Origin of the sequence: Kocuria sp. SM24M-10 (genome assembly GCF_001027955.1) — a bacterium.
Lineage (GTDB): Bacteria > Actinomycetota > Actinomycetes > Actinomycetales > Micrococcaceae > Kocuria > Kocuria oceani.
In genome coordinates this window covers 70,695-89,423 of the sequence record NZ_LDNX01000012.1, presented here as the reverse complement: position 1 = coordinate 89,423, position 18,729 = coordinate 70,695, and the positions used below count along the sequence as shown (strand labels likewise).

19 protein-coding genes are annotated in these 18,729 nt (G+C 72.8%); 13 read left to right on the top strand and 6 right to left on the bottom strand.

Annotated features, from left to right (window positions below):
* From ABL57_RS01250 to allB, 6 genes are all read left to right on the top strand, one after another.
* The gene (locus ABL57_RS01250; protein ID WP_047801624.1) at positions 1-822 is read left to right on the top strand and encodes a bifunctional allantoicase/(S)-ureidoglycine aminohydrolase; all 822 of its coding nucleotides are present in this window, start codon (positions 1-3) and stop codon (positions 820-822) included.
* Positions 823-1,060: 238 nt separating this feature from the next.
* Positions 1,061-1,867: a hydroxypyruvate isomerase family protein gene (locus ABL57_RS01245; protein WP_047801623.1), complete on the top strand. Its 807-nt coding sequence runs from the start codon at positions 1,061-1,063 to the stop codon at positions 1,865-1,867.
* Between the two features lie 43 nt (positions 1,868-1,910).
* Positions 1,911-2,825 carry a 2-hydroxy-3-oxopropionate reductase gene (locus ABL57_RS01240; protein WP_082157149.1) on the top strand — a complete coding sequence of 305 codons (915 nt, stop codon included), beginning with the start codon at positions 1,911-1,913 and terminating at the stop codon, positions 2,823-2,825.
* A 58-nt stretch (positions 2,826-2,883) separates the two neighbouring features.
* Positions 2,884-4,659 carry a glyoxylate carboligase gene (gcl, locus tag ABL57_RS01235; protein WP_047801622.1) on the top strand — a complete coding sequence of 592 codons (1,776 nt, stop codon included), beginning with the start codon at positions 2,884-2,886 and terminating at the stop codon, positions 4,657-4,659.
* 43 nt (positions 4,660-4,702) lie between these two features.
* On the top strand, positions 4,703-5,920 hold the full coding sequence (locus tag ABL57_RS01230) for a glycerate kinase (protein WP_047801621.1): 1,218 nt from the start codon (positions 4,703-4,705) through the stop codon (positions 5,918-5,920).
* On the top strand, positions 5,917-7,578 hold the full coding sequence (gene allB / locus ABL57_RS01225) for an allantoinase AllB (RefSeq protein ID WP_238985943.1): 1,662 nt from the start codon (positions 5,917-5,919) through the stop codon (positions 7,576-7,578). The genes ABL57_RS01230 and allB overlap by 4 nt, the downstream gene beginning before the upstream one ends.
* A 117-nt stretch (positions 7,579-7,695) precedes the next feature.
* Here allB and ABL57_RS01220 read toward each other — a convergent pair whose 3' ends face one another.
* The gene (locus tag ABL57_RS01220) at positions 7,696-7,890 is read right to left on the bottom strand and encodes a ferredoxin (RefSeq protein WP_047801620.1); all 195 of its coding nucleotides are present in this window, start codon (positions 7,888-7,890) and stop codon (positions 7,696-7,698) included.
* 234 nt (positions 7,891-8,124) lie between these two features.
* Here ABL57_RS01220 and ABL57_RS01215 point away from each other — a divergent pair, with 234 nt between their 5' ends.
* The 6 genes from ABL57_RS01215 to ABL57_RS01195 all read left to right on the top strand — a co-directional run bounded on the left by ABL57_RS01215 (position 8,125) and on the right by ABL57_RS01195 (position 11,533).
* The gene (locus ABL57_RS01215; RefSeq protein ID WP_047801619.1) at positions 8,125-9,315 is read left to right on the top strand and encodes a cytochrome P450; all 1,191 of its coding nucleotides are present in this window, start codon (positions 8,125-8,127) and stop codon (positions 9,313-9,315) included.
* A 69-nt stretch (positions 9,316-9,384) separates the two neighbouring features.
* On the top strand, positions 9,385-9,864 hold the full coding sequence (locus ABL57_RS01210) for a DUF2975 domain-containing protein (RefSeq protein ID WP_047801618.1): 480 nt from the start codon (positions 9,385-9,387) through the stop codon (positions 9,862-9,864).
* Positions 9,864-10,070, top strand: coding sequence for a helix-turn-helix transcriptional regulator (locus ABL57_RS01205; RefSeq protein ID WP_047801617.1), 207 nt, complete (start codon positions 9,864-9,866; stop codon positions 10,068-10,070). The genes ABL57_RS01210 and ABL57_RS01205 overlap by 1 nt, the downstream gene beginning before the upstream one ends.
* A 50-nt stretch (positions 10,071-10,120) precedes the next feature.
* Positions 10,121-10,288, top strand: a complete 168-nt coding sequence (locus tag ABL57_RS22595; protein ID WP_203225529.1) for a hypothetical protein — start codon at positions 10,121-10,123, stop codon at positions 10,286-10,288.
* Positions 10,289-10,355: 67 nt separating this feature from the next.
* On the top strand, positions 10,356-11,201 hold the full coding sequence (locus tag ABL57_RS01200; protein ID WP_238985942.1) for a sigma-70 family RNA polymerase sigma factor: 846 nt from the start codon (positions 10,356-10,358) through the stop codon (positions 11,199-11,201).
* Positions 11,202-11,296: 95 nt separating this feature from the next.
* Positions 11,297-11,533: a hypothetical protein gene (locus tag ABL57_RS01195; protein WP_047801616.1), complete on the top strand. Its 237-nt coding sequence runs from the start codon at positions 11,297-11,299 to the stop codon at positions 11,531-11,533.
* Positions 11,534-11,548: 15 nt separating this feature from the next.
* Here ABL57_RS01195 and ABL57_RS01190 read toward each other — a convergent pair whose 3' ends face one another.
* From ABL57_RS01190 to ABL57_RS01180, 3 genes are read right to left on the bottom strand one after another with little or no spacing between them, the layout of a single operon-like run.
* Entirely contained in the window at positions 11,549-12,016 is a 468-nt protein-coding gene (locus tag ABL57_RS01190) for a MarR family winged helix-turn-helix transcriptional regulator (protein WP_082157148.1), read from the bottom strand.
* Positions 12,017-12,027: 11 nt separating this feature from the next.
* Positions 12,028-12,720 carry a CE1759 family FMN reductase gene (locus ABL57_RS01185; protein WP_047801615.1) on the bottom strand — a complete coding sequence of 231 codons (693 nt, stop codon included), beginning with the start codon at positions 12,718-12,720 and terminating at the stop codon, positions 12,028-12,030.
* Positions 12,717-13,925 (bottom strand): LLM class flavin-dependent oxidoreductase, encoded by a 1,209-nt coding sequence (locus ABL57_RS01180; RefSeq protein ID WP_047801671.1) that lies wholly within the window; start codon positions 13,923-13,925, stop codon positions 12,717-12,719. Before ABL57_RS01180 ends, ABL57_RS01185 begins: the two co-directional genes overlap by 4 nt.
* A 445-nt stretch (positions 13,926-14,370) precedes the next feature.
* Here ABL57_RS01180 and ABL57_RS01175 point away from each other — a divergent pair, with 445 nt between their 5' ends.
* On the top strand, positions 14,371-15,768 hold the full coding sequence (locus ABL57_RS01175) for an 8-oxoguanine deaminase (RefSeq protein ID WP_152683237.1): 1,398 nt from the start codon (positions 14,371-14,373) through the stop codon (positions 15,766-15,768).
* Positions 15,769-15,867: 99 nt separating this feature from the next.
* Here ABL57_RS01175 and ABL57_RS01170 read toward each other — a convergent pair whose 3' ends face one another.
* Positions 15,868-17,469, bottom strand: a complete 1,602-nt coding sequence (locus ABL57_RS01170) for a nucleobase:cation symporter-2 family protein (protein WP_047801614.1) — start codon at positions 17,467-17,469, stop codon at positions 15,868-15,870.
* Positions 17,470-17,626: 157 nt separating this feature from the next.
* Entirely contained in the window at positions 17,627-18,124 is a 498-nt protein-coding gene (locus tag ABL57_RS01165; protein ID WP_047801613.1) for a nucleoside deaminase, read from the bottom strand.
* Positions 18,125-18,729: the final 605 nt, after the last annotated feature.

The following is an 18,729-nucleotide window of genomic DNA, read 5'->3' as shown; positions in this document are numbered from 1 at the left end:
ATGACCGACCGCACCTACCACGCCCCGCACGGCGGGCACCCGGACCAGACCCAGCTGCTCACCGACCGGGCGATGTTCACGGAGGCCTACGCGGTGATCCCGCGGGGGACCATGCGCGACATCGTGACCAGCCGGCTCCCCTTCTGGGACGACACCAGGGTCTGGGTCCTCGCCCGGCCCCTGTCCGGGTTCGCGGAGACCTTCTCGCAGTACATCATGGAGGTCGCCCCCGGCGGCGGCAGCGACCGCCCCGAGACGGAGTCCGGCGTCGAAGGCGTCCTGTTCCTCATGGAGGGCACCCTCACCCTGACCGTGGAGGGCGAGGAGCACGAGCTGACCCCGGGCGGCTACGCGTTCCTCCCGCCGGAGTGCGAGTGGACCGTGCGCGGCACCGGCGACGAGCCCGCCCGCTTCCACTGGATCCGCAAGGCCTACGAGTACGTCCAGGGCGTCGAGGTCCCCGAGCCGTTCGTCACCTCCGACCAGGAGGTCGCGCCCACCCCCATGCCGGGCACCGACGGCAGGTGGGCGACCACCCGCTTCGTGGACCCCGACGACGTCCGGTACGACATGCACGTGACGATCGTGACCTTCGAGCCCGGCGCGGTGATCCCGTTCGCGGAGACCCACGTGATGGAGCACGGCCTCTACGTCCTCGAGGGCAAGGCCGTCTACCGGCTCAACCAGGACTGGGTGGAGGTGGAGGCCGGCGACTTCATGTGGCTGCGGGCCTTCTGCCCGCAGGCGTGCTACGCCGGCGGCCCGGGCCGCTTCCGGTACCTGCTCTACAAGGACGTCAACCGGCAGATGAAACTGCGCTGACCCACGGGCCGGCGCCTCCCGACCGGACCCCGCACCGCCTCCTCGCCGTGGTGGTGCGGGGTCCTTCCACGTGCGGCACCGCCCGCACGATGTCCCAATATTCCGCATTATGAAAATTAGTTTTCAGCAGCACATTGACCTGGATCACATCCCGTCGTAGTCTTTTCGTACAAAGAAAACGAAATTCCGCAATACGAAAGACGCCTGCAGCGCGTTGCTCCCGGCCCAGGAGGAAACGATGTCGTACACCGTGAACTGCTCCATCCTGCTCACCGACCTGCCCCTGCTCGAGCGCCCTGCGGCGGCCCGGGCGGCCGGCTTCGACGCCGTCGAGTTCTGGTGGCCCTTCGCGACCTCGGTCCCCGCGGACCGCGACGTGGACGCCTTCGTGACGGCGGTCCAGGACGCGGGCGTGCAGCTGAGCGGGCTGAACTTCAACGCCGGCGACATGCCCGGCGGGGACCGCGGCCTCGTGTCCTGGATCGGCCGCGAGGCGGAGTTCGCGGAGAACGTGGCCGTGGTCGCCGCCATCGGCGAGCGCACCGGCTGCACGGCCTTCAACGCCCTCTACGGCAACCGGCAGCCCGAGCACACCCCCGAGGCCCAGGACGCGCTGGCCGTGCAGAACCTCGTGGCCGCCGCGCAGGGCGTCGCGCGCATCGGCGGCACGGTGCTGCTGGAGCCGGTTTCCGGCGCGCCCGCCTATCCGCTGAAGACCGCCCAGGACGCCCTGGACACCATCGCGGAGGTCCGGCGGGCCGGTGCGGACAACATCGGGCTGCTCGCCGACTTCTACCACCTGGCCGTCAACGGCGACGACGTCGCCGCGGTCATCGAGCAGCACGCGGCGGACTTCGCGCACCTCCAGATCGCCGACGCGCCGGGCCGCCACGAGCCCGGCACCGGCGAGCTCCCGCTGCAGCGGTGGATCGACCGCAGCCGGGCGCTCGGCTACACCGGCCGCGTGGGCCTGGAGTACAAGGCCTCCCAGGAGGACCCCTTCGCGTGGCTCTCCTCCCGGTCCGCGACCCGCACCGGCGCCTGAGCCCCGTCCTCTCCGACACCACCAGCACCTCGAGGAGCACACCATGACCAGCACCGCGAACACCCCCGCCGCCATCCGCAGCGTCACCGTCATCGGCCTCGGCATCATGGGCCTGCCCATGGCCCGCAACCTCGTCTCCGCGGGCTTCGACGTGGTCGGCTTCAACCGCTCCCCGGACAAGGTCGACCAGCTCGTCGAGGCCGGCGGCCGGGGCGCCGCCAGCGTGGCCGAGGCCGTGCGGGAGGCCGACGTCGTGATCACCATGGTCCCGGACTCCCCCGACGTGGAGGAGGTCGTCACCGGCGAGGACGGTGTCCTCGCCCACGCGAAGCAGGGCGCGATCTGGATCGACGCGAGCTCCATCCGCCCGGACGTGGCCGCCCGGCTCTCGGAGGAGGCCGCCCGCGCGGGCCTGCGCCCGCTGGACGCCCCCGTCTCCGGCGGCGAGCAGGGAGCGATCGACGCCGCGCTGTCGATCATGGTCGGGGGCGAGGCCGCGGACTTCGAGGCCGCCCGGCCGGTCCTCGAGGCCGTCGGGAAGACCGTCGTCCACGTGGGTCCCGCCGGCTCCGGGCAGACCGTCAAGGCCGCCAACCAGCTCATCGTGGCCGGCAACATCCAGCTCCTCGCGGAGGCCGTCGTCTTCCTCGAGGCCTACGGGGTGGACACGGACGCCGCGCTGACGGTCCTTGGCGGCGGCCTGGCCGGCTCCAAGGTCCTGGACCAGAAGGGCCGGAAGATGCTGGAGCGCAACTTCGACCCCGGCTTCCGGCTCCAGCTGCACCACAAGGACATGGGCATCGTGACCGCCGCCGCCCGCGAGGCCGGGGTCACCGTCCCGCTGGGCGCGCTCGTCGCCCAGCTCGTGGCCGCCACGGTGGCCCGCGGCGACGGCGGCCTGGACCACTCCGGGCTGTTCAAGCTCACCGAGGAGCTCTCCGGCCGCTCCGGCCGCTGACCCACCCACCCCACCGCTTCCCGACCCGACCCCGGGTCCTGCTTCCAAGGAGTTCACCATGGCCAGAATGCGCACGGTCGACGCCGTCGTCGCCATCCTCGAGAAGGAGGGCGCCACCGAGGCCTTCGGGCTGCCCGGCGCCGCCATCAACCCGTTCTACTCGGCGATGCGCGCCCACGGGGGCATCCGCCACACCCTCGCCCGGCACGTCGAGGGCGCCTCGCACATGGCCGACGGCTACACCCGGGCGGCCCCGGGCAACATCGGGGTCTGCGTGGGCACCTCCGGCCCCGCCGGCACCGACATGGTCACCGGCCTCTACGCCGCCTGGGCGGACTCCGTGCCGATCCTGTGCATCACCGGCCAGGCCCCCGTGGCGAAGCTGCACAAGGAGGACTTCCAGGCCGTGGACATCGCCGCCATCGCGGCGCCGGTGACCAAGATGGCGATGACCGTGCTGGAGCCCGGCCAGGTCCCCGGGGCGTTCCAGAAGGCCTTCCACCTCATGCGCTCCGGCCGCCCCGGACCGGTCCTGCTGGACCTGCCGCTGGACGTCCAGCTGGCCGAGATCGAGTTCGACATCGAGGCCTACGAGCCGATGCGCCCCGAGCGCCCGGCGGCCACCCGGATCCAGGCCGAGAAGGCCCTGGACCTGATGTTCGCCGCGCAGCGTCCGCTGATCGTGGCCGGCGGCGGGATCATCAACGCCGACGCCTCGGAGCGGCTGGTGGAGCTGGCCGAGCTGCTCGACGTCCCCGTGATCCCCACGCTGATGGGCTGGGGCGCCATCCCCGACGACCACCCGCTGATGGCGGGCATGGTCGGCCTGCAGACCTCCCACCGCTACGGCAACGCGACGTTCCTGGAGTCGGACTTCGTGCTGGGCATCGGCAACCGGTGGGCCAACCGGCACACCGGCAGCCTGGACGTCTACACCGCCGGCCGCACGTTCGTGCACGTCGACATCGAGCCGACCCAGATCGGGCGCGTCTTCGCCCCGGACCTGGGCATCGTCTCCGACGCGGGCGCCGCCCTGGACGTCCTGCTCGAGGCGGCCCGCGAGCGCAAGGATCGCGGCGCCGTCCCGGACCGGGGCCGGTGGGTGCTGGACTGCGCCCGGCGCAAGGGCTCCATGCACCGCAAGACGCACTTCACGCAGGTGCCGATCAAGCCGCAACGCGTGTACGAGGAGATGAACTCCGCCTTCGGCAAGGACGTCACCTACGTCTCCACGATCGGGCTCTCCCAGATCGCCGGCGGGCAGCTGCTGCACGTGTACGGCCCGCGCCGGTGGATCAACGCCGGCCAGGCCGGGCCCCTGGGCTGGACCGCCCCCGCGGCCCTCGGCGTGGTGCGCGCCCAGCCGGAGCGGACCGTGGTGGCCCTCTCGGGGGACTACGACTTCCAGTTCATGATCGAAGAGCTGGCCGTGGGCGCCCAGTTCAACCTGCCCTATCTGCACGTGGTCGTGAACAACTCCTACCTGGGCCTGATCCGCCAGTCCCAGCGCGGGTTCGAGATGGAGCAGAACGTGTCGCTGGCGTTCGAGAACGTCAATTCCCCGGAGACGGAGGGTTACGGTGTGGATCACGTGAAGGTGGCCGAGGGCCTCGGCTGCAAGGCCGTGCGGGTGACCGACCCGGAGAGGCTGCAGGAGTCCTTCGCCGAGGCCCACGAGCTGATGGAGCGGTTCCGGGTCCCGGTGGTCGTGGAGGTCATCCTGGAGAAGGTCACCAACATCTCCATGGGCACGGAGATCGACAATGTGGTGGAGTTCGAGCAGCTGGCCGAGCGCGGCGAGGACGCCCCCACCGCGATCGCCCTGCTCGACTGACCCGCCGGCACCGCGCCGGCACCGACCAGACAGGAGGACGGACGTGCGCATCGTCGTCGCCCCGGACAAGTTCAAGGGCTCCCTCGAGGCCCCCGACGTGGCTGCGGCCCTCGAGGAGGGGATCCACTCGGTGGACCCCACCGCAGAGGTCGTCCGCCTGCCCGTGGCCGACGGCGGGGAGGGCACCCTCGAGGCCGCCCTCGGCGCCGGGTTCGCCCCGTCGCCCGTCACCGTCACCGGTCCGGTCGGCGAGCCCGTCGAGGCGGAGTTCGCCCTGCGGGACCGCACCGCGGTGGTCGAGATGGCCCTCGCCTCGGGGCTCGCCGCCCTGCCCGTGGACGAGACCGGGCAGCCCGTCCTCGACGCCGGCGGCGCGACGAGCCGCGGCACCGGCGAACTGGTCCGCGCCGCCCTCGACGCCGGGGCCGAGCGCGTGGTCCTCGGCGTCGGGGGCAGCGCCTGCACCGACGGCGGGGCCGGGCTGCTGCAGGCCCTGGGCGCCCGGCTGCTGGACGCCGCGGGCGAGGAGCTGGGCCGGGGCGGGGCCGCCCTGGCCGGCCTGTCCCGCGTGGACCTCACCGACCTCGACCCGCGCCTGGCGGGCACCGAGTTCGTCCTGGCCGCCGACGTCGACCACCCGCTGCTGGGCGAGCGCGGCGCCGCCGCGGTCTTCGGCCCGCAGAAGGGCGCGGACCCGGATCAGGTGCGGGCGCTCGACGCCGCCCTGACGGTCCTGCGGGACCGGCTCGCCGACGCCCTCGGGGACGGCGCGGCACGCGCCGCCGAGGCGCCCGGGGCCGGTGCCGCCGGCGGCGTGGGCTTCGCGGCCCTCGCCGTGCTCGGCGCCCGGCGCCGCCCCGGCGTCGCGGTGGTGCTCGAGTTCGTCGGCCTCGCGGACCGGCTCGCCGGCGCGGACCTCGTGGTCACCGGCGAGGGCAGCCTGGACGAGCAGTCCCTCGGCGGCAAGACGCCGCTGGGCGTGCTGGAGACGGCCCGCTCCGCGGGCGTGCCCGCGGTCGCGGTCTGCGGGCGGACCACCCTGGAGCCGCGCGTGCTGCACGAGGCCGGCTTCCGGCGGACCTATGCTCTGACCGATTTCGAGCCGGACCCCCGCACGTGCATGCGGGAGGCCCGGCGGCTGCTCGAGCAGGTGGGCGCCCGCCTGGCCGACGACCTCCCCGACCTGCTCGCCGGGCCCCAGCCCGACCTCACCGATCCGGCGGACGGTGCGGACGCCGACGACCCGAAGGAACCTCGATGACCGAGAAGACGCCGCCCCGGCAGCCGCCCGTCGAGGGCGGGGACGACGCCGCAGATGCCACGGGGCGCCCGCAGCGGCTGCCCGAGGACCCCGCGGTGATCGCCCAGGAGGACTCCGCGCGTGCGGCCACCAAGCCCGCCGCCGCGCAGCACGCCTTCGAGGCCGAACAGGCCCACAAGCTCGAGGTCAGCGAGAACGTCAACGACCCCGAGCGCATCCGCCGTCTGATCGCCGACCACCGCCGCGAGCACGGGCTGCCCGACGACACCGGCGACGCCCCGCGCACGGGAGCGGACGAGCAGGGAACCAACGCCCGCGACCACCGGGAGTTCGACCTCGTGGTGCGCGGGAGGAACGTCTCGTGCGGGGACCACTTCGCCCCCCGGGAGGTCGGCGTGCGCGGCGGCCGGATCGTGGCCGTCGAGCCCCTCGGCGCCGGCCTGCGCAGCCGGGAGGTCCTGGAGCTGGCCGACGACGAGAGGCTGCTGCCGGGACTGGTGGACACCCACGTCCACATCAACGAGCCCGGCCGCACCGAGTGGGAGGGCTTCGCCTCCGCGACCCGGGCCGCCGCGGCCGGCGGGGTGACCACGGTCCTGGACATGCCGCTCAACTCGATCCCCGCCACGGTGAACGTGCCGGCGCTGGAGTACAAGCGGCTCTTCGCCCAGGACAACGTCTTCGTGGACGTCGGCTTCTGGGGCGGGGCGATCCCCGGCAACACCCCGGACCTGCGCGAGCTGCACGACGACGGCGTCTTCGGCTTCAAGTGCTTCCTGCTGCACTCGGGGGTGGACGAGTTCCCGCACCTCGAGGCCGACGAGATGGAGGAGGACCTCGCCGAGATCAAGACCTTCGACTCCCTGATGATCGTGCACGCCGAGGACTCCCGCGCCATCGACCGCGCCCCCCACCCCGAGGGCGACGTCTACGAGAACTTCCTGAGGTCCCGTCCCCGCGGCGCCGAGAACCTGGCGATCGCCGAGGTCATCGAGCGCACCCGGTGGACCGGGGCGCGCTCGCACATCCTGCACCTGTCCTCCTCGGACGCGCTGCCCATGCTGGCCACCGCCAAGCGGGACGGCCTGGACATCACGGTGGAGACCTGCCCGCACTACCTGACCCTGCTGGCCGAGGAGGTGCCCAACGGCGCCACCGCGTTCAAGTGCTGCCCGCCCGTGCGGGAGGTCGGCAACCGCGAGCTGCTGTGGGAGGGGCTGGTCGACGGGACCATCGACTTCATCGTCTCCGACCACTCCCCCTCGACCCTGGACCTCAAGGACCTGGACAACGGCGACTTCGGCGTGGCTTGGGGCGGGGTCTCCTCCCTGCAGCTGGGGCTGTCCCTGATCTGGACCGAGGCACGCCGCCGCGGGATCGACCTGGGACGCGTGGTGGAGTGGATGTCCACGCGACCCGCCCAGCGGGCCGGCCTGCGGTCCAAGGGGAAGCTGGCTCTCGGCTACGACGCGGACCTGGTGGTCTTCGCCCCCGACGACGCGTTCGTGGTCGACGCCGGACGACTGCACCACAGGAACCCGATCACCCCGTACCAGGGCAAGGCGCTGTCCGGGAAGGTGCGCCGAACCTATCTGCGCGGGGTGCCCGTGGACTTCGAGACGCCGCGCGGCCGGCTCATCCGGCGCGGGGAGAGCTGACCCGGTGCGCACGCCGCGGTGACGCGGCCCGGAGCCGGACGGTGCCCGCCGGGGCCGGCCCTCGTGCGGTACCACCCCCTCGCGCGGGAGCCGGCACCGCCGAGGGACCCCGGCCCGTCAGGGGTCGAGCAGGATTGCGGCGACCGGACAGGCCAGGGCGGCCTCGCGGACGGCGCTGTGCAGCGCCTCGGGCGGTTCGGCGTCGAGCAGGAGGACCACGCCGTCGTCCTCCTGCTGGTCGAAGACCGCCGGCGCCAGGGCGGAGCACTGCCCGGAGCCGGCGCATCTGGTCCGGTCCACGCTGACCCGCATGTCCGCCTCCTCGTCCGGCCGGACCCGGACGTCCCCGTCCCGTGGATCGTCCGGTGCCGCCTGATGCCCTTTGGTGCCCTCTGGTGCCGAACGTACCAGCGGCCCCCGGGCCGCCGCTCCCCCGGACTCCCGTCGCCCCTGGTCATGACGCATATGGACGGGTTTCCGGCAGCTCTGTAGCGTGGAACACCACGGAAGACGTCACGTGGTACGGCCACCAGGACGGGGTGCACCATGACCTCCACCGAACCCGTCGCCCTGCCGCTCACCCGGCAGTGCCCCTACGCCCCACCGCCCGAGCACCTGCGGCTGCGCGACGAGCAACCCGTCGCCCGGGTCAGGCTGCCCTCCGGGATGACCGTGTGGGCGCTGACCCGCCACGAGGACATCCGGGCCATGCTGACCGATCCGCGGTTCAGCTCCGACCGCAACCGCCCCGGGTTCCCGGCGTTCACGCACGACCCGATCCCGGTCTCCCTGAGCCTGCTCGGCATGGACCCGCCCGAGCACGGCCCCGCCCGCCGGGCCGTCATGGGAGAGTTCACGCTCAAGCGGATCACCGCCCTGCACCCGCGCATCCAGCAGATCGTGGACGAACGCGTCGATGCCCTGCTGGCCGGGCCCCGCCCGGTGGACCTGGTGCCGGCGCTGTCCCTGCCGGTGCCCTCGCTGGTGACCTGCGAACTGCTCGGCGTGCCATACGCCGAGCACGACTTCTTCCAGAGCCGCTCGGCCACGCTGCTCTCCCGCGGCGTCTCCGTGCAGCAGATCCAGCAGGCACTGGGCGAACTGCTGTCCTACCTCGACCGGCTGATCGCCGCGAAGGAGCAGGAGCCCACCGACGATCTGCTGGGCCGCCAGGTCCGCAGGCAGCAGGAGCAGGGCCCGGTCGACCACGAGGCGCTGGTCAGCCTGGCCTTCCTGCTGCTGGTGGCCGGCCACGAGACCACCGCGAACATGATCTCCCTGGGCGTCCTGGCGCTGCTCGACCACCCCGAGGACCTGGCCGTGATCCGCCGGGATCCCAGCAGGACCCCGGACGCCGTGGAGGAGCTGCTGCGCTGGTTCACGATCGCCGAGCTGGGCACCTCGCGCGTGGCCCTGGAGGACGTGGAGATCGGCGGGGTGCTCGTCCGCGCCGGGGACGGCGTTCTCGGCCTGTCCAACACCGCCGACCGCGATCCGGAGGTGTTCACCGACCCGGGCTCCTTCGACATCGACCGCGGCGGACGCCACCACCTCGCCTTCGGCTACGGCCCGCACCAGTGCCTGGGCCAGCACCTCGCCCGCCTGGAGCTGCAGATCGTCCTCGACACCCTGTTCCGGCGCATCCCCCACCTCCGGTGCACCGTGCCCGTCGACGAGCTGCCCTTCAAGAACGACGCCGACATCTACGGCCTGCACGAGCTCCCCGTCACCTGGTGATGTCCACCGGCGGGGCCACACCCACGCCCGCCTATTGACATTCGATAGATACCGAGCGACACTCGATGCATGATTCGTGAACACCGGGCGGTCGCCGCCCTCCGCGTCTTCCTCGCGCTGCTCTTCGGGATCCTGGTGCTGTTCCAGGTCATGTCCCTGCCCGGGCAGTTCGCGCACATGGCCCAGGAGAACCCCGAGATGGCCTACCTGAGGTGGCCGGCGACCGCCGTGACGGTGTTCTGGGTGCTGTGCGCGCAGGTGGTGATCGTGTGCACCTGGAAGCTGCTCACCCTGGTCAAGAAGGACCGCATCTTCAGCCCGGCGTCCCTGGTGTGGGTGGACGCGATCGTGTGGGCCGTGGCCGCGGCGTGGGCGGTGCTGCTGGGCGTGTTCCTGTTCGTCGGCTTCAACGCCGGCGACCCCGGGCTGCCGCTGCTGCTGTTCCTGATGCTGACCGGGGTCACCGTGCTGGGGCTGCTCATGGTGGTGATGCGGGCGCTGCTGCGCCAGGCCACGGCCCTGCGCACCGACATGGAAGCGGTGATCTGATGCCGATCGTCGTGCGCCTCGACGTCGAGCTGGCCAAGCGCAAGATGAGCGTCGGCGAGTTCGCCGAACGGGTCGGGCTCACCCCCGCCAATGTCGCCGTGCTGAAGAACGGCCGGGCCAAGGCGGTGCGCTTCGCGACCCTGGACGCCATGTGCCGGGTGCTCGAGTGCCAGCCCGGGGATCTGCTCGAGTGGGTCGAGGACTGACCTGCCCCGCCGCCCCACTCCCGTGAACGGAAGCCTGTGAGAGGAAACCCGTGAAACACGTCCTCCCCGTCCTGCTCGTCGTCCTCGGCCTGGTGATCGGTGCCGCCGGCATCGTCCACGGAGAGGCCGACGACTCCCCCGGCCTGCAGGGGCTGGGCGTCCTGCTGGTCCTCGCCGCCGTGCTGTACGGCGTGCGCACCGTCCGGCGCAGCCGCTGACCGCCGGCGCCGCGGGCGCAGCGGCCCCACGGCGCAGCGCACAGGGCGAACGGTGGAGAATGGCACGGTGAGCACGGTGGAGCGCACGAAGATCTTCGAGGCGGAGCGACCGCGTCTGCTGCGCCTCGCGGCCGGCGTGCTGGCCGACCACGCCGAGGCCGAGGACGTGGTGCAGCAGGCCTGGCTCCGGCTGCACCGGACGGAGGCCGAGATCGAGAACCCGCCCGCCTGGCTGACCACGGTGACCACTCGTCTGTGCCTGGACCGGCTGAAGGCGCGGACCCCGGTCCCCGCCCCCGAGATCGGGCCGCCGGACACCGCCCCGGACCCGGCCGACGAGGTCGTGCTCGCCGATGCCGTCGGCGTCGCCCTCCAGCTGGTGCTCGACCGGCTCTCGCCGCAGCAGCGGGTCGCGTTCGTCCTGCACGAAAGCTTCGGGGTCGAGTTCTCCACGATCGCCGCCGTCCTGGACACCACGCCGGCGGCCGCGCGCAAGCTGGCCTCCCGCGCCCGGGCCGAGGTCGGCCGGTCCGCCCCCGAGGGGCGGGCGGCCGACGGGGAGGTCGTCGACGCCTTCATGGCCGCTGCCCGGCAGGGCGACCTCCAGCGCCTGGTGCGCCTCCTGGCGCCGGGCGTTACCGTGACGGCCGACGACGCCGCGATCCTGGCCGGGACCCCCCAGCGGATCGACGGCCGGGAGGAGGTGGCGGCGTTCTTCGACGGCAGCGCCCACGCCGCGCTTCCGGTGTTCGTCGGCAGCCGCCCCGCTGCGGCGTGGTTCCACCGCGGCCGGGCCCGGGTCCTCTTCGACATCACCGTCGTCGACGGCCTCGTCGCCCACATCACCTTCCGTGCCGCACCCGAGGTGCTGGCGCAGGTGGTCCGGCGCGACGGGCAGCGCCCACGGGCCTGATCCCGGCGCCGGTCACATCCCCCGCGCGCCGATCGTCGGACAGTCGAACACCAGCACACGAACCGGACCACCGGATCAGAGAGAGGGAACCGACGATGAAGACCATGACCTGCCGCCAGCTGGGAGGGCCCTGCGACCTCGCGCACCGCGGCGAGACGGCCGACGACGTCATCACCGCCCAGGACCGCCACCTCAAGGAAGCGGTGCGGGGCGGGGACGCCGACCACCAGGAGGCGCGCGACGCCATGAAGGGCCGCTGGCGGCACCCGAAGCAGTCGCTGGGCTGGTACCGCGACATGAAGCAGGCCTTCGCCGACCTCCCCGAGGACTGATCGAGGCGGACGGCCTCAGGAGGGGTGCACCGTCCGCGCGAGGCGCTCCATGATGGCGTGCAGCCGCTGCGCGTCGTCGCCCTCCAGGGCGTCGAAGAACAGTTCCTCGACGTCGCGGGCGTGGGCGGGCCGGAGGCGGCGGAAGGCGGCCAGCCCCTCGCCGGTGAGCTCGGCCTCCAGCCCGCGCCTGTCCTGCGGGCACGGCCGGCGCCGGACCCACCCGCGCTTCTCCAGCACTCCGATCTGGTAGCTGAGCCGGCTCGGGGAGAAGACCATCCGCTGGGCGAGCTCTCCCATCCGGAGGCGGTGGTGGGCCGCGTTGCGCAGCAGCAGGAGCACCTGGTAGTCCATCAGCGAGCAGCCGTGCTCCTTCAGCCGGGTCTCCAGCTCGGTGGTCAGCCGGGCGGAGGTCTCGAAGAACAGCTGCCACACGTCCCACGGGTGCTCGCCCGTGCCCCGGCCGCTCACTGCCGGGCCGCTCACTGCCGGACCGCTCACTGCCCGGTCCGGGCGAGCAGGTCGGCGAAGTCCGGGACGTCGGCGAACCCGTCGCCCCCCGGCCGGCCCGACGCCCCGGCCGGCGCCTCCCCGGCGGCCGGAACTTCCGGGGCGCGGCCGGGTGCGAGCTGTGACGCCAGGTGCGCGCCGGCGCGCCGGATGCGCGCCTGGAGCTCCTCCCCGGCCCAGTCCTCGGTGGCCGCGTAGACCCCCACGGGCAGTACGAACGCCTTGAGGTGGGCGAAGAGGGGGCGCAGGGCGGTGTCGAGCATCAACGAGTGCCGTGCGGTGCCCCCGGTGGCGGCCACGAGCACCGGCAGGTCCTCCAGCGCGTCCTCCTCGACGAGGTCGAAGAAGGACTTGAACAGCCCGGCGTAGGAGGCCTTGAAGGTCGGGGTCGCCGCGATCAGGGCGTCCGCGCCGGAGACCGCCTCGAGCGCCTCCTGCAAGGCCGGGGCGGGGAAGCCGGTCAGCAGGTGGTCGGTGATGGCGTGGGCCAGCGGGCGCAGGTCCACGCGGGTGATCCGTACCGGGGCCGGACCCAGGGCGTCGCGGGTCGCCTCGGTGAGCCGGTCGGCCAGCAGCCGGGTCGAGGAGGCGTCGGACATCCCGGCCGACACCACGACCAGACGGACCGGGCGGGCAGCCCCGGGGGCCGAGGCCGTCCGGGAGGGCGTGTGCGTGCTCATCGGCGGGCCTCCTGCTCGGTGCGGCTTTCCTGCCCGGTGCGGCTTCCCTGGCCTGCGCGGCTCTCCTGCTCGGCACGGGCCCGCCCGGCGGGCGAGTCCGCGGCACCCCCGGGCACCGGGTCCTGGCCGGCGCGGTGGCGGGCCACCAGCGAGGCGTGGGTCGGCGCCTCCGGCACGTGGGCGGGCTTGAGCGCGGCGAACTCCCGGCGCAGCACCGGCACGACCTCCTCGCCCAGCAGGTCGATCTGCTCCAGGACGGTCTTCAGGGGCAGGCCCGCGTGGTCGATTAGGAACAGCTGGCGCTGGTAGTCGCCGGCGTAGTCCCGGAAGGCGAGGGTCTTCTCGACCACCTGCTCCGGGGTGCCGACGGTCAGCGGGGTCTGGGCCGTGAAGTCCTCCAGGGAGGGGCCGTGGCCGTAGACCGGGGCGTTGTCGAAGTAGGGCCGGAACTCCCGCACCGCGTCCTGGGAGTTCCGCCGCATGAACACCTGCCCGCCCAGCCCCACGATCGCCTGGTCGTAGGACCCGTGGCCGTAGTGCTCGTAGCGCTGCCGGTAGAAGTCGACCATCCGCCGGGTGTGCTCGGCGGGCCAGAAGATGTTGTTGTGGAAGAACCCGTCACCGTAGTAGGCGGCCTGCTCCGGGATCTCGGGCGAGCGGATCGACCCGTGCCACACGAAGGGAGCCACGTCGTCGAGCGGGCGCGGGGTCGAGGTGAAGCCCTGCAGAGCAGAGCGGAACTTCCCCTGCCAGTCGACCACGTCCTCCCGCCACAGCCGGTGGAGCAGGTTGTAGTTCTCGACCGCCAGGGGGATGCCCTGGCGGATGTCCTTGCCGAACCACGGGTAGACCGGGCCCGTGTTGCCGCGGCCCATCGTCAGGTCCACCCGCCCGTCGGTCAGGTGCTGCAGGTAGGCGTAGTCCTCGGCGATGCGCACCGGGTCGGTCGTGGTGATGAGCGTCGTGGCCGTGGACAGCAGCAGCCGTTCGGTCTGCGCCGCGACGGCGGCGAGCAGGATGGGCGGGTTGGCCGGGGCCACGAACGGCGGATTGTGGTGCTGACCCGTGGCGAAGACGTCCAGCCCCACCTCCTCGGCCTTCTTCGCGATCTCGACCGTGGCCTTGATCCGCTCGTGCTCGGTGGGGACGCGTCCCGTGGTGGGGTCCTCGGTGACGTCCCCGATGGTGAAGATGCCGAACTGCATGCCGTCCTCCTGGTCTCCCGCGGCACCCGTGTCGGCGAGCACCGCAAGTTCTACAAATTTGAACCATCCCGTACAAGCCGTGCCCGCGCGAGGTTATTCCCGGCCCGGGTCCCCGGCGGAGGCCGGGCGGGGAACCCGTCCACCGAGGTCGGCATCCGCCGGGGTGAGCGCGGCCGGCGGCAGCCACCGGGGCGGCGCCTTCCGCTCGGGTCGTCGAGCAAATGGCCCCCCGAGGATCTGCGAGCTCCACCGTGCACGGCGCCGTCACCGCGGCCACCTGCTTGTCGGGCGGCGCGCAGCGGTGTTAAGGTCGCCGGGACTGCACGAGCGGTCTCCTGGATCAGCAGACAGGACCTCACTGAGCTGGCGGCGCCGTGTGCCGCCCTCGGAAGGACCCGGGGCCACGGCGCCGGCGACGAGATCCTGCGACCGATCGGAGCACCCCGTGCACACCCACACCACCGACCCCGGCTCCCACCTGCTGTGGCTGCGCGATCCCCTGGCCCTGTACACCGGCGAGGACGCCGGCGAGGACACCACCGAGCGGACGGCCGGCGGCGTGGTGGTGGACACCGCCTCCGGCACCGTGGTGGAGCTGGTCCCCGCGGGCGGCGTCCCGGCCGCGCCGTGCGCGGTCCTCGACGCCCGGGAGCACGTGGTGGTGCCCGGGCTGATCAACACGCACCACCACTTCTACCAGACCCTCACCCGGGCCTGGGCGCCCGTGGTCAGCGTGCCCCTTTTCCCGTGGCTGCGGGACCTCTATCCGGTCTGGGCCCGCCTGCGCCCCCGCGACCTGCAGCTGGCCACCACGGTGGCGATGGCGGAGCTGCTGCTCTCGGGCTGCACCACGGCCGCCGACCACCACTACCTGTTCCCCGGCGGCATGGAGGACTCGATCGACGTGCAGGTGGAGGCCGCGCGCAGCCTCGGCATGCGGGCCGTGCTCTCCCGCGGGTCCATGAGCCTGGGTGAGCGCGACGGCGGACTGCCCCCGCAGCACACGGTGCAGGAGGCGGAGGTCATCCTCGCCGACAGCGCCCGGCTCGTGGAGACCCACCACGAGCGCGGCGACGGCGCGCGGACCCAGATCGCCCTGGCCCCGTGCTCCCCCTTCTCGGTCACGCGGGAGATCATGCGGGACACCGCTGTGCTGGCCGGCGAGCTCGACGTGCGGCTGCACACCCACCTGGCCGAGACCATCGACGAGGAGGACTTCTGCCGGGAGCGCTTCGGGCTGCGGACGGTGGACTACCTCGAGTCCACGGGATGGCTCACCGACCGGACCTGGCTGGCCCACGGCATCCACTTCGACGACGCCGAGCTGGCCCGTCTGGGCGCGGCCGGGGTGGGCGTGGCCCACTGCCCCACGTCCAACATGCGCCTGGCCTCCGGGATCTGCCGGGCCGTGGAGCTCGAGGACGCAGGCTCCCCCGTGGGTCTCGGCGTGGACGGGTCGGCCTCCAACGACGCCTCCAACCTGGTGCTGGAGGCCCGCCAGGCCCTGTACGTGCAGCGGCTGCGCTACGGGGCCGAGGCCGTGACCCCGCAGCGTGCGCTCGGCTGGGCCACGGCCGGCTCCGCGCGCCTGCTCGGCCGCCCGGACCTCGGCGCGCTCCGCCCGGGCGCCCAGGCGGACCTCGCGATGTTCCGCCTCGACGGGCTGCGCTTCTCCGGGGCGCACGACCCGCTCTCCGCGCTGCTGCTGTGCGGCGCGGAGCGGGCGGACCGGGTCATGGTGGCCGGGCGTTGGCTCGTGGAGGACGGGGCGATCACCGGACTGGACGTGGAGGCGCTCACGGCCGAGCACACCGCGGCGGCCCACCGCCTGGTGAACGTCTGAGTCACCCCGGCTGTGCCCCGCCCCGCCCGGCGGCTCGCCGGGCGGGGGCGGGGACACCCCGGGGTCGAGGCCTCGGCAGGCCGGGGCGGACCGGCGTGCTCAGGACCTGGCGTCCTTCGCCTCGAGGACCATCCGGATCTGCCCCGTGTGGGTGATCTCCCCCTCGTCGATCATTCTCCGGACGTCGTCGAAGTGACGCTCCGCCACGACCGCCACCTCGGCCCCGTCGCTGCCCACCACGGTGCCGTTCTGGATCCGGTCGCCCTCCCGCAGGTGCGCCAGGGTGTCCGCCCGGACGACCCGGACCGGGGCCGCCGCCACGGCGGACTGGTGCTCGGAGTTGCCGGCGGCCAGTTCGTTGAACAGGAGGTTGAGCGCGATGGCCACGACCGCCGCGGCGCTGATCCCCGAGCCGAGGACGGTCTGGGCCCAGGAGGGGAAGCCGGCGTAGAACTGGGGCGCGGCCACCGGGATGAGACCGAAGGCGAAGGCGACCGCCACGATGACGAGGTTCATGGAGTGGTTGAAGTCCACCTTCGCCAGCGTGCGGACCCCGGACGAGGCCACCGTGCCGAAGAGCACGATCGACGCCCCGCCCAGCACCGGCGTGGGGATGGCCGCGACGACCTCCCCGACGACGGGGAACATGCCCAGCCCGACCATGATGATCCCCGCCGCCGTGACCACGAAGCGGCTGCGGATGCCCGTCACCGCCACGAGACCGACGTTGGCCGCGAAGGCCGTCTGGGTGAACGAGTTGAGCAGCGGCGCTCCCGCGGAGGACAGCATGTCCGCCCGCAGGCCGTTGGCCACGCGCCGGGAGTCCACCTTGGCCCCGGTGATCTCGCCCACGGCCAGGATGTCCGCCGTGGTCTCGGTCATCGTCACCAGCACCACGATCAGCATCGAGATGATCGAGGCGACCTCGAAGCTCGGGGGGCCGAAGGCCAGCGGCGTCGGGAAGGTCACGATGCCGCCCTCCCCCACGCCGGAGAAGTCCACCATCCCCATCGCGGTGGCGATCGCCGTGCCCAGCACGAAGGAGAGCAGGATGGACAGGCGCGAGATCATCCCCACGCCCACCTTGGAGAGCACCAGCACGATGAGCAGGGTGATGCCGGCCAGCGCCAGGCTGCGGGGATCGGCGGCTCCACCCTCCCCGCTGCCGGCGGCCCAGGAGATCGCCACCGGGAGCAGGGAGATGCCGATGACCGTGATGACCGTGCCAGTGACCACCGGTGGGAACAGCCGCAGGACGCGGGAGAAGGCACCGGCGAGCAGGAACCCCACCACCGAGGAGACGAGGACGGCCCCGAAAATGGTGGACAGGTCGCCGCCCCCGGCGAGGACCGCCAGCATGGGGGCCACCCCGGCGAAGGAGACCCCCTGGACCAGCGGCAGCCGGGAGCCGAGGTAGGGGGCCCCGAAGCTCTGCAGGATCGTGGCGATCCCGCCCATGAGCAGGCAGGAGCTGATGAGCAGGGCGATCTCCTCGCCGGAGACGCCGGCGGCCTGCCCGATGATGAGGGGCACGGCGACGATGGCCCCGTACATGGTGAGGACGTGCTGGAAGCCGTAGGCCGTGGTGCGCCCCAGCGGGAGCCTCTCGTCCTCGGGGCCGGGTGCAGGTGCCGGTCGCGCCGAGCGGTCGCGGCGGATCCGGTGGTCGTTGTCCTGGTGGCCAGATGCGGTCGATGACATGGCAGGAGCCTCCTTCAGCGCGCAGGCGTCGGCACTGCTGCGCAAGGTCCGGCGATCCTCTGTTTTTCCCGGGCCGTCCGGTGCGGGCGGATCCCCCGTGAAGTGTCCAGATCTGATGGTCCCGGTGGGAGCCGACCGGGGCGGCGGGGTGCTCGGCTCAGTACGCGGTGCGCAGGGCGTTGCCGGCCCAGGCCTCGAACGGTTCCGTGCGCGTGGCGAGGGCGACGTGGCGGACGGGGAGGGCCCGGTCCCGCTCCTGCGCGCTCTGGGCGAAGAACTCGTGGAACTGCGCGTCGTCGAAGCCGCCGGCCGCCGCGTCGTGGCGGTCGGCGGCGAAGTACACCGCGTCCAGCCGGGCCCACAGGGACGCCGACAGGCACAGCGGGCAGGGCTCGCAGCTGCTGTAGAGCACGGCGCCGCTGAGGTCGAAGGTGCCCAGGTCGCGGCAGGCGCTGCGGATGGCCATGACCTCCGCGTGCGCCGTGGGGTCGTGCTCCGCGGTCACGCGGTTGACGGCGGGGAACTCCCGCCCGTCGGCGGTCACGACGACGGCGCCGAACGGCCCGCCGTCGCCGGCGGCGCTCTCCGCCGCGAGATCGACGGCCCGCTCCAGGTGGGTGCTGGTGCGCGGAGTGGTTTCGTGGATGGTCGACATGATGCTCAGGTCCTCACGGATCGTGGATGGACCCGGGGAACGGCTTGTCCGTCGGCGGGCCCGCCCGGCTGTCAGATCATGCCCGGTAGATAGCCCCGTGCAACCGGGACCCGCCATTGGCTGAGGCCAACGTAGAGCAGCTCGACGTGATCTACAACACATTGTGGAAGAATTCTTCCGCGATCACGCATGACTCCGTGCGGCGGCGAACCTGTTGCGGCCGCACGGCGGCGTGATTAGGGTGTGAGACAGCCCACGGCGGGTCCTCAACGGACTATCTACCGGGCGAGCAACCACGAATCGCACTGGCCCGCCGCCAGAGAGCTCCCGGTACCCCAGGGGAACCACCTGACTCCACGTCGCGGCCAGTGGCCCGCATCGAGGAGTTCATCGCCATGATCGACACCGTGCCGCCGTCCGGTCACCACGGCCACGTCCGGAGGTGGCCGGCAGACCGGCGCCCGGCGTGGACGGGCACCGGCCCGGCGGGCAGAGACTCCCCCCACCGGCAACCTGGTCTCGGGCCTGCGGACGCGCTCCCCGTGAGGAGCACCGCGCCTCCATCGAGGAATGCCCGACGGGCCGCGTCGTCGAGCGGGTCGCCC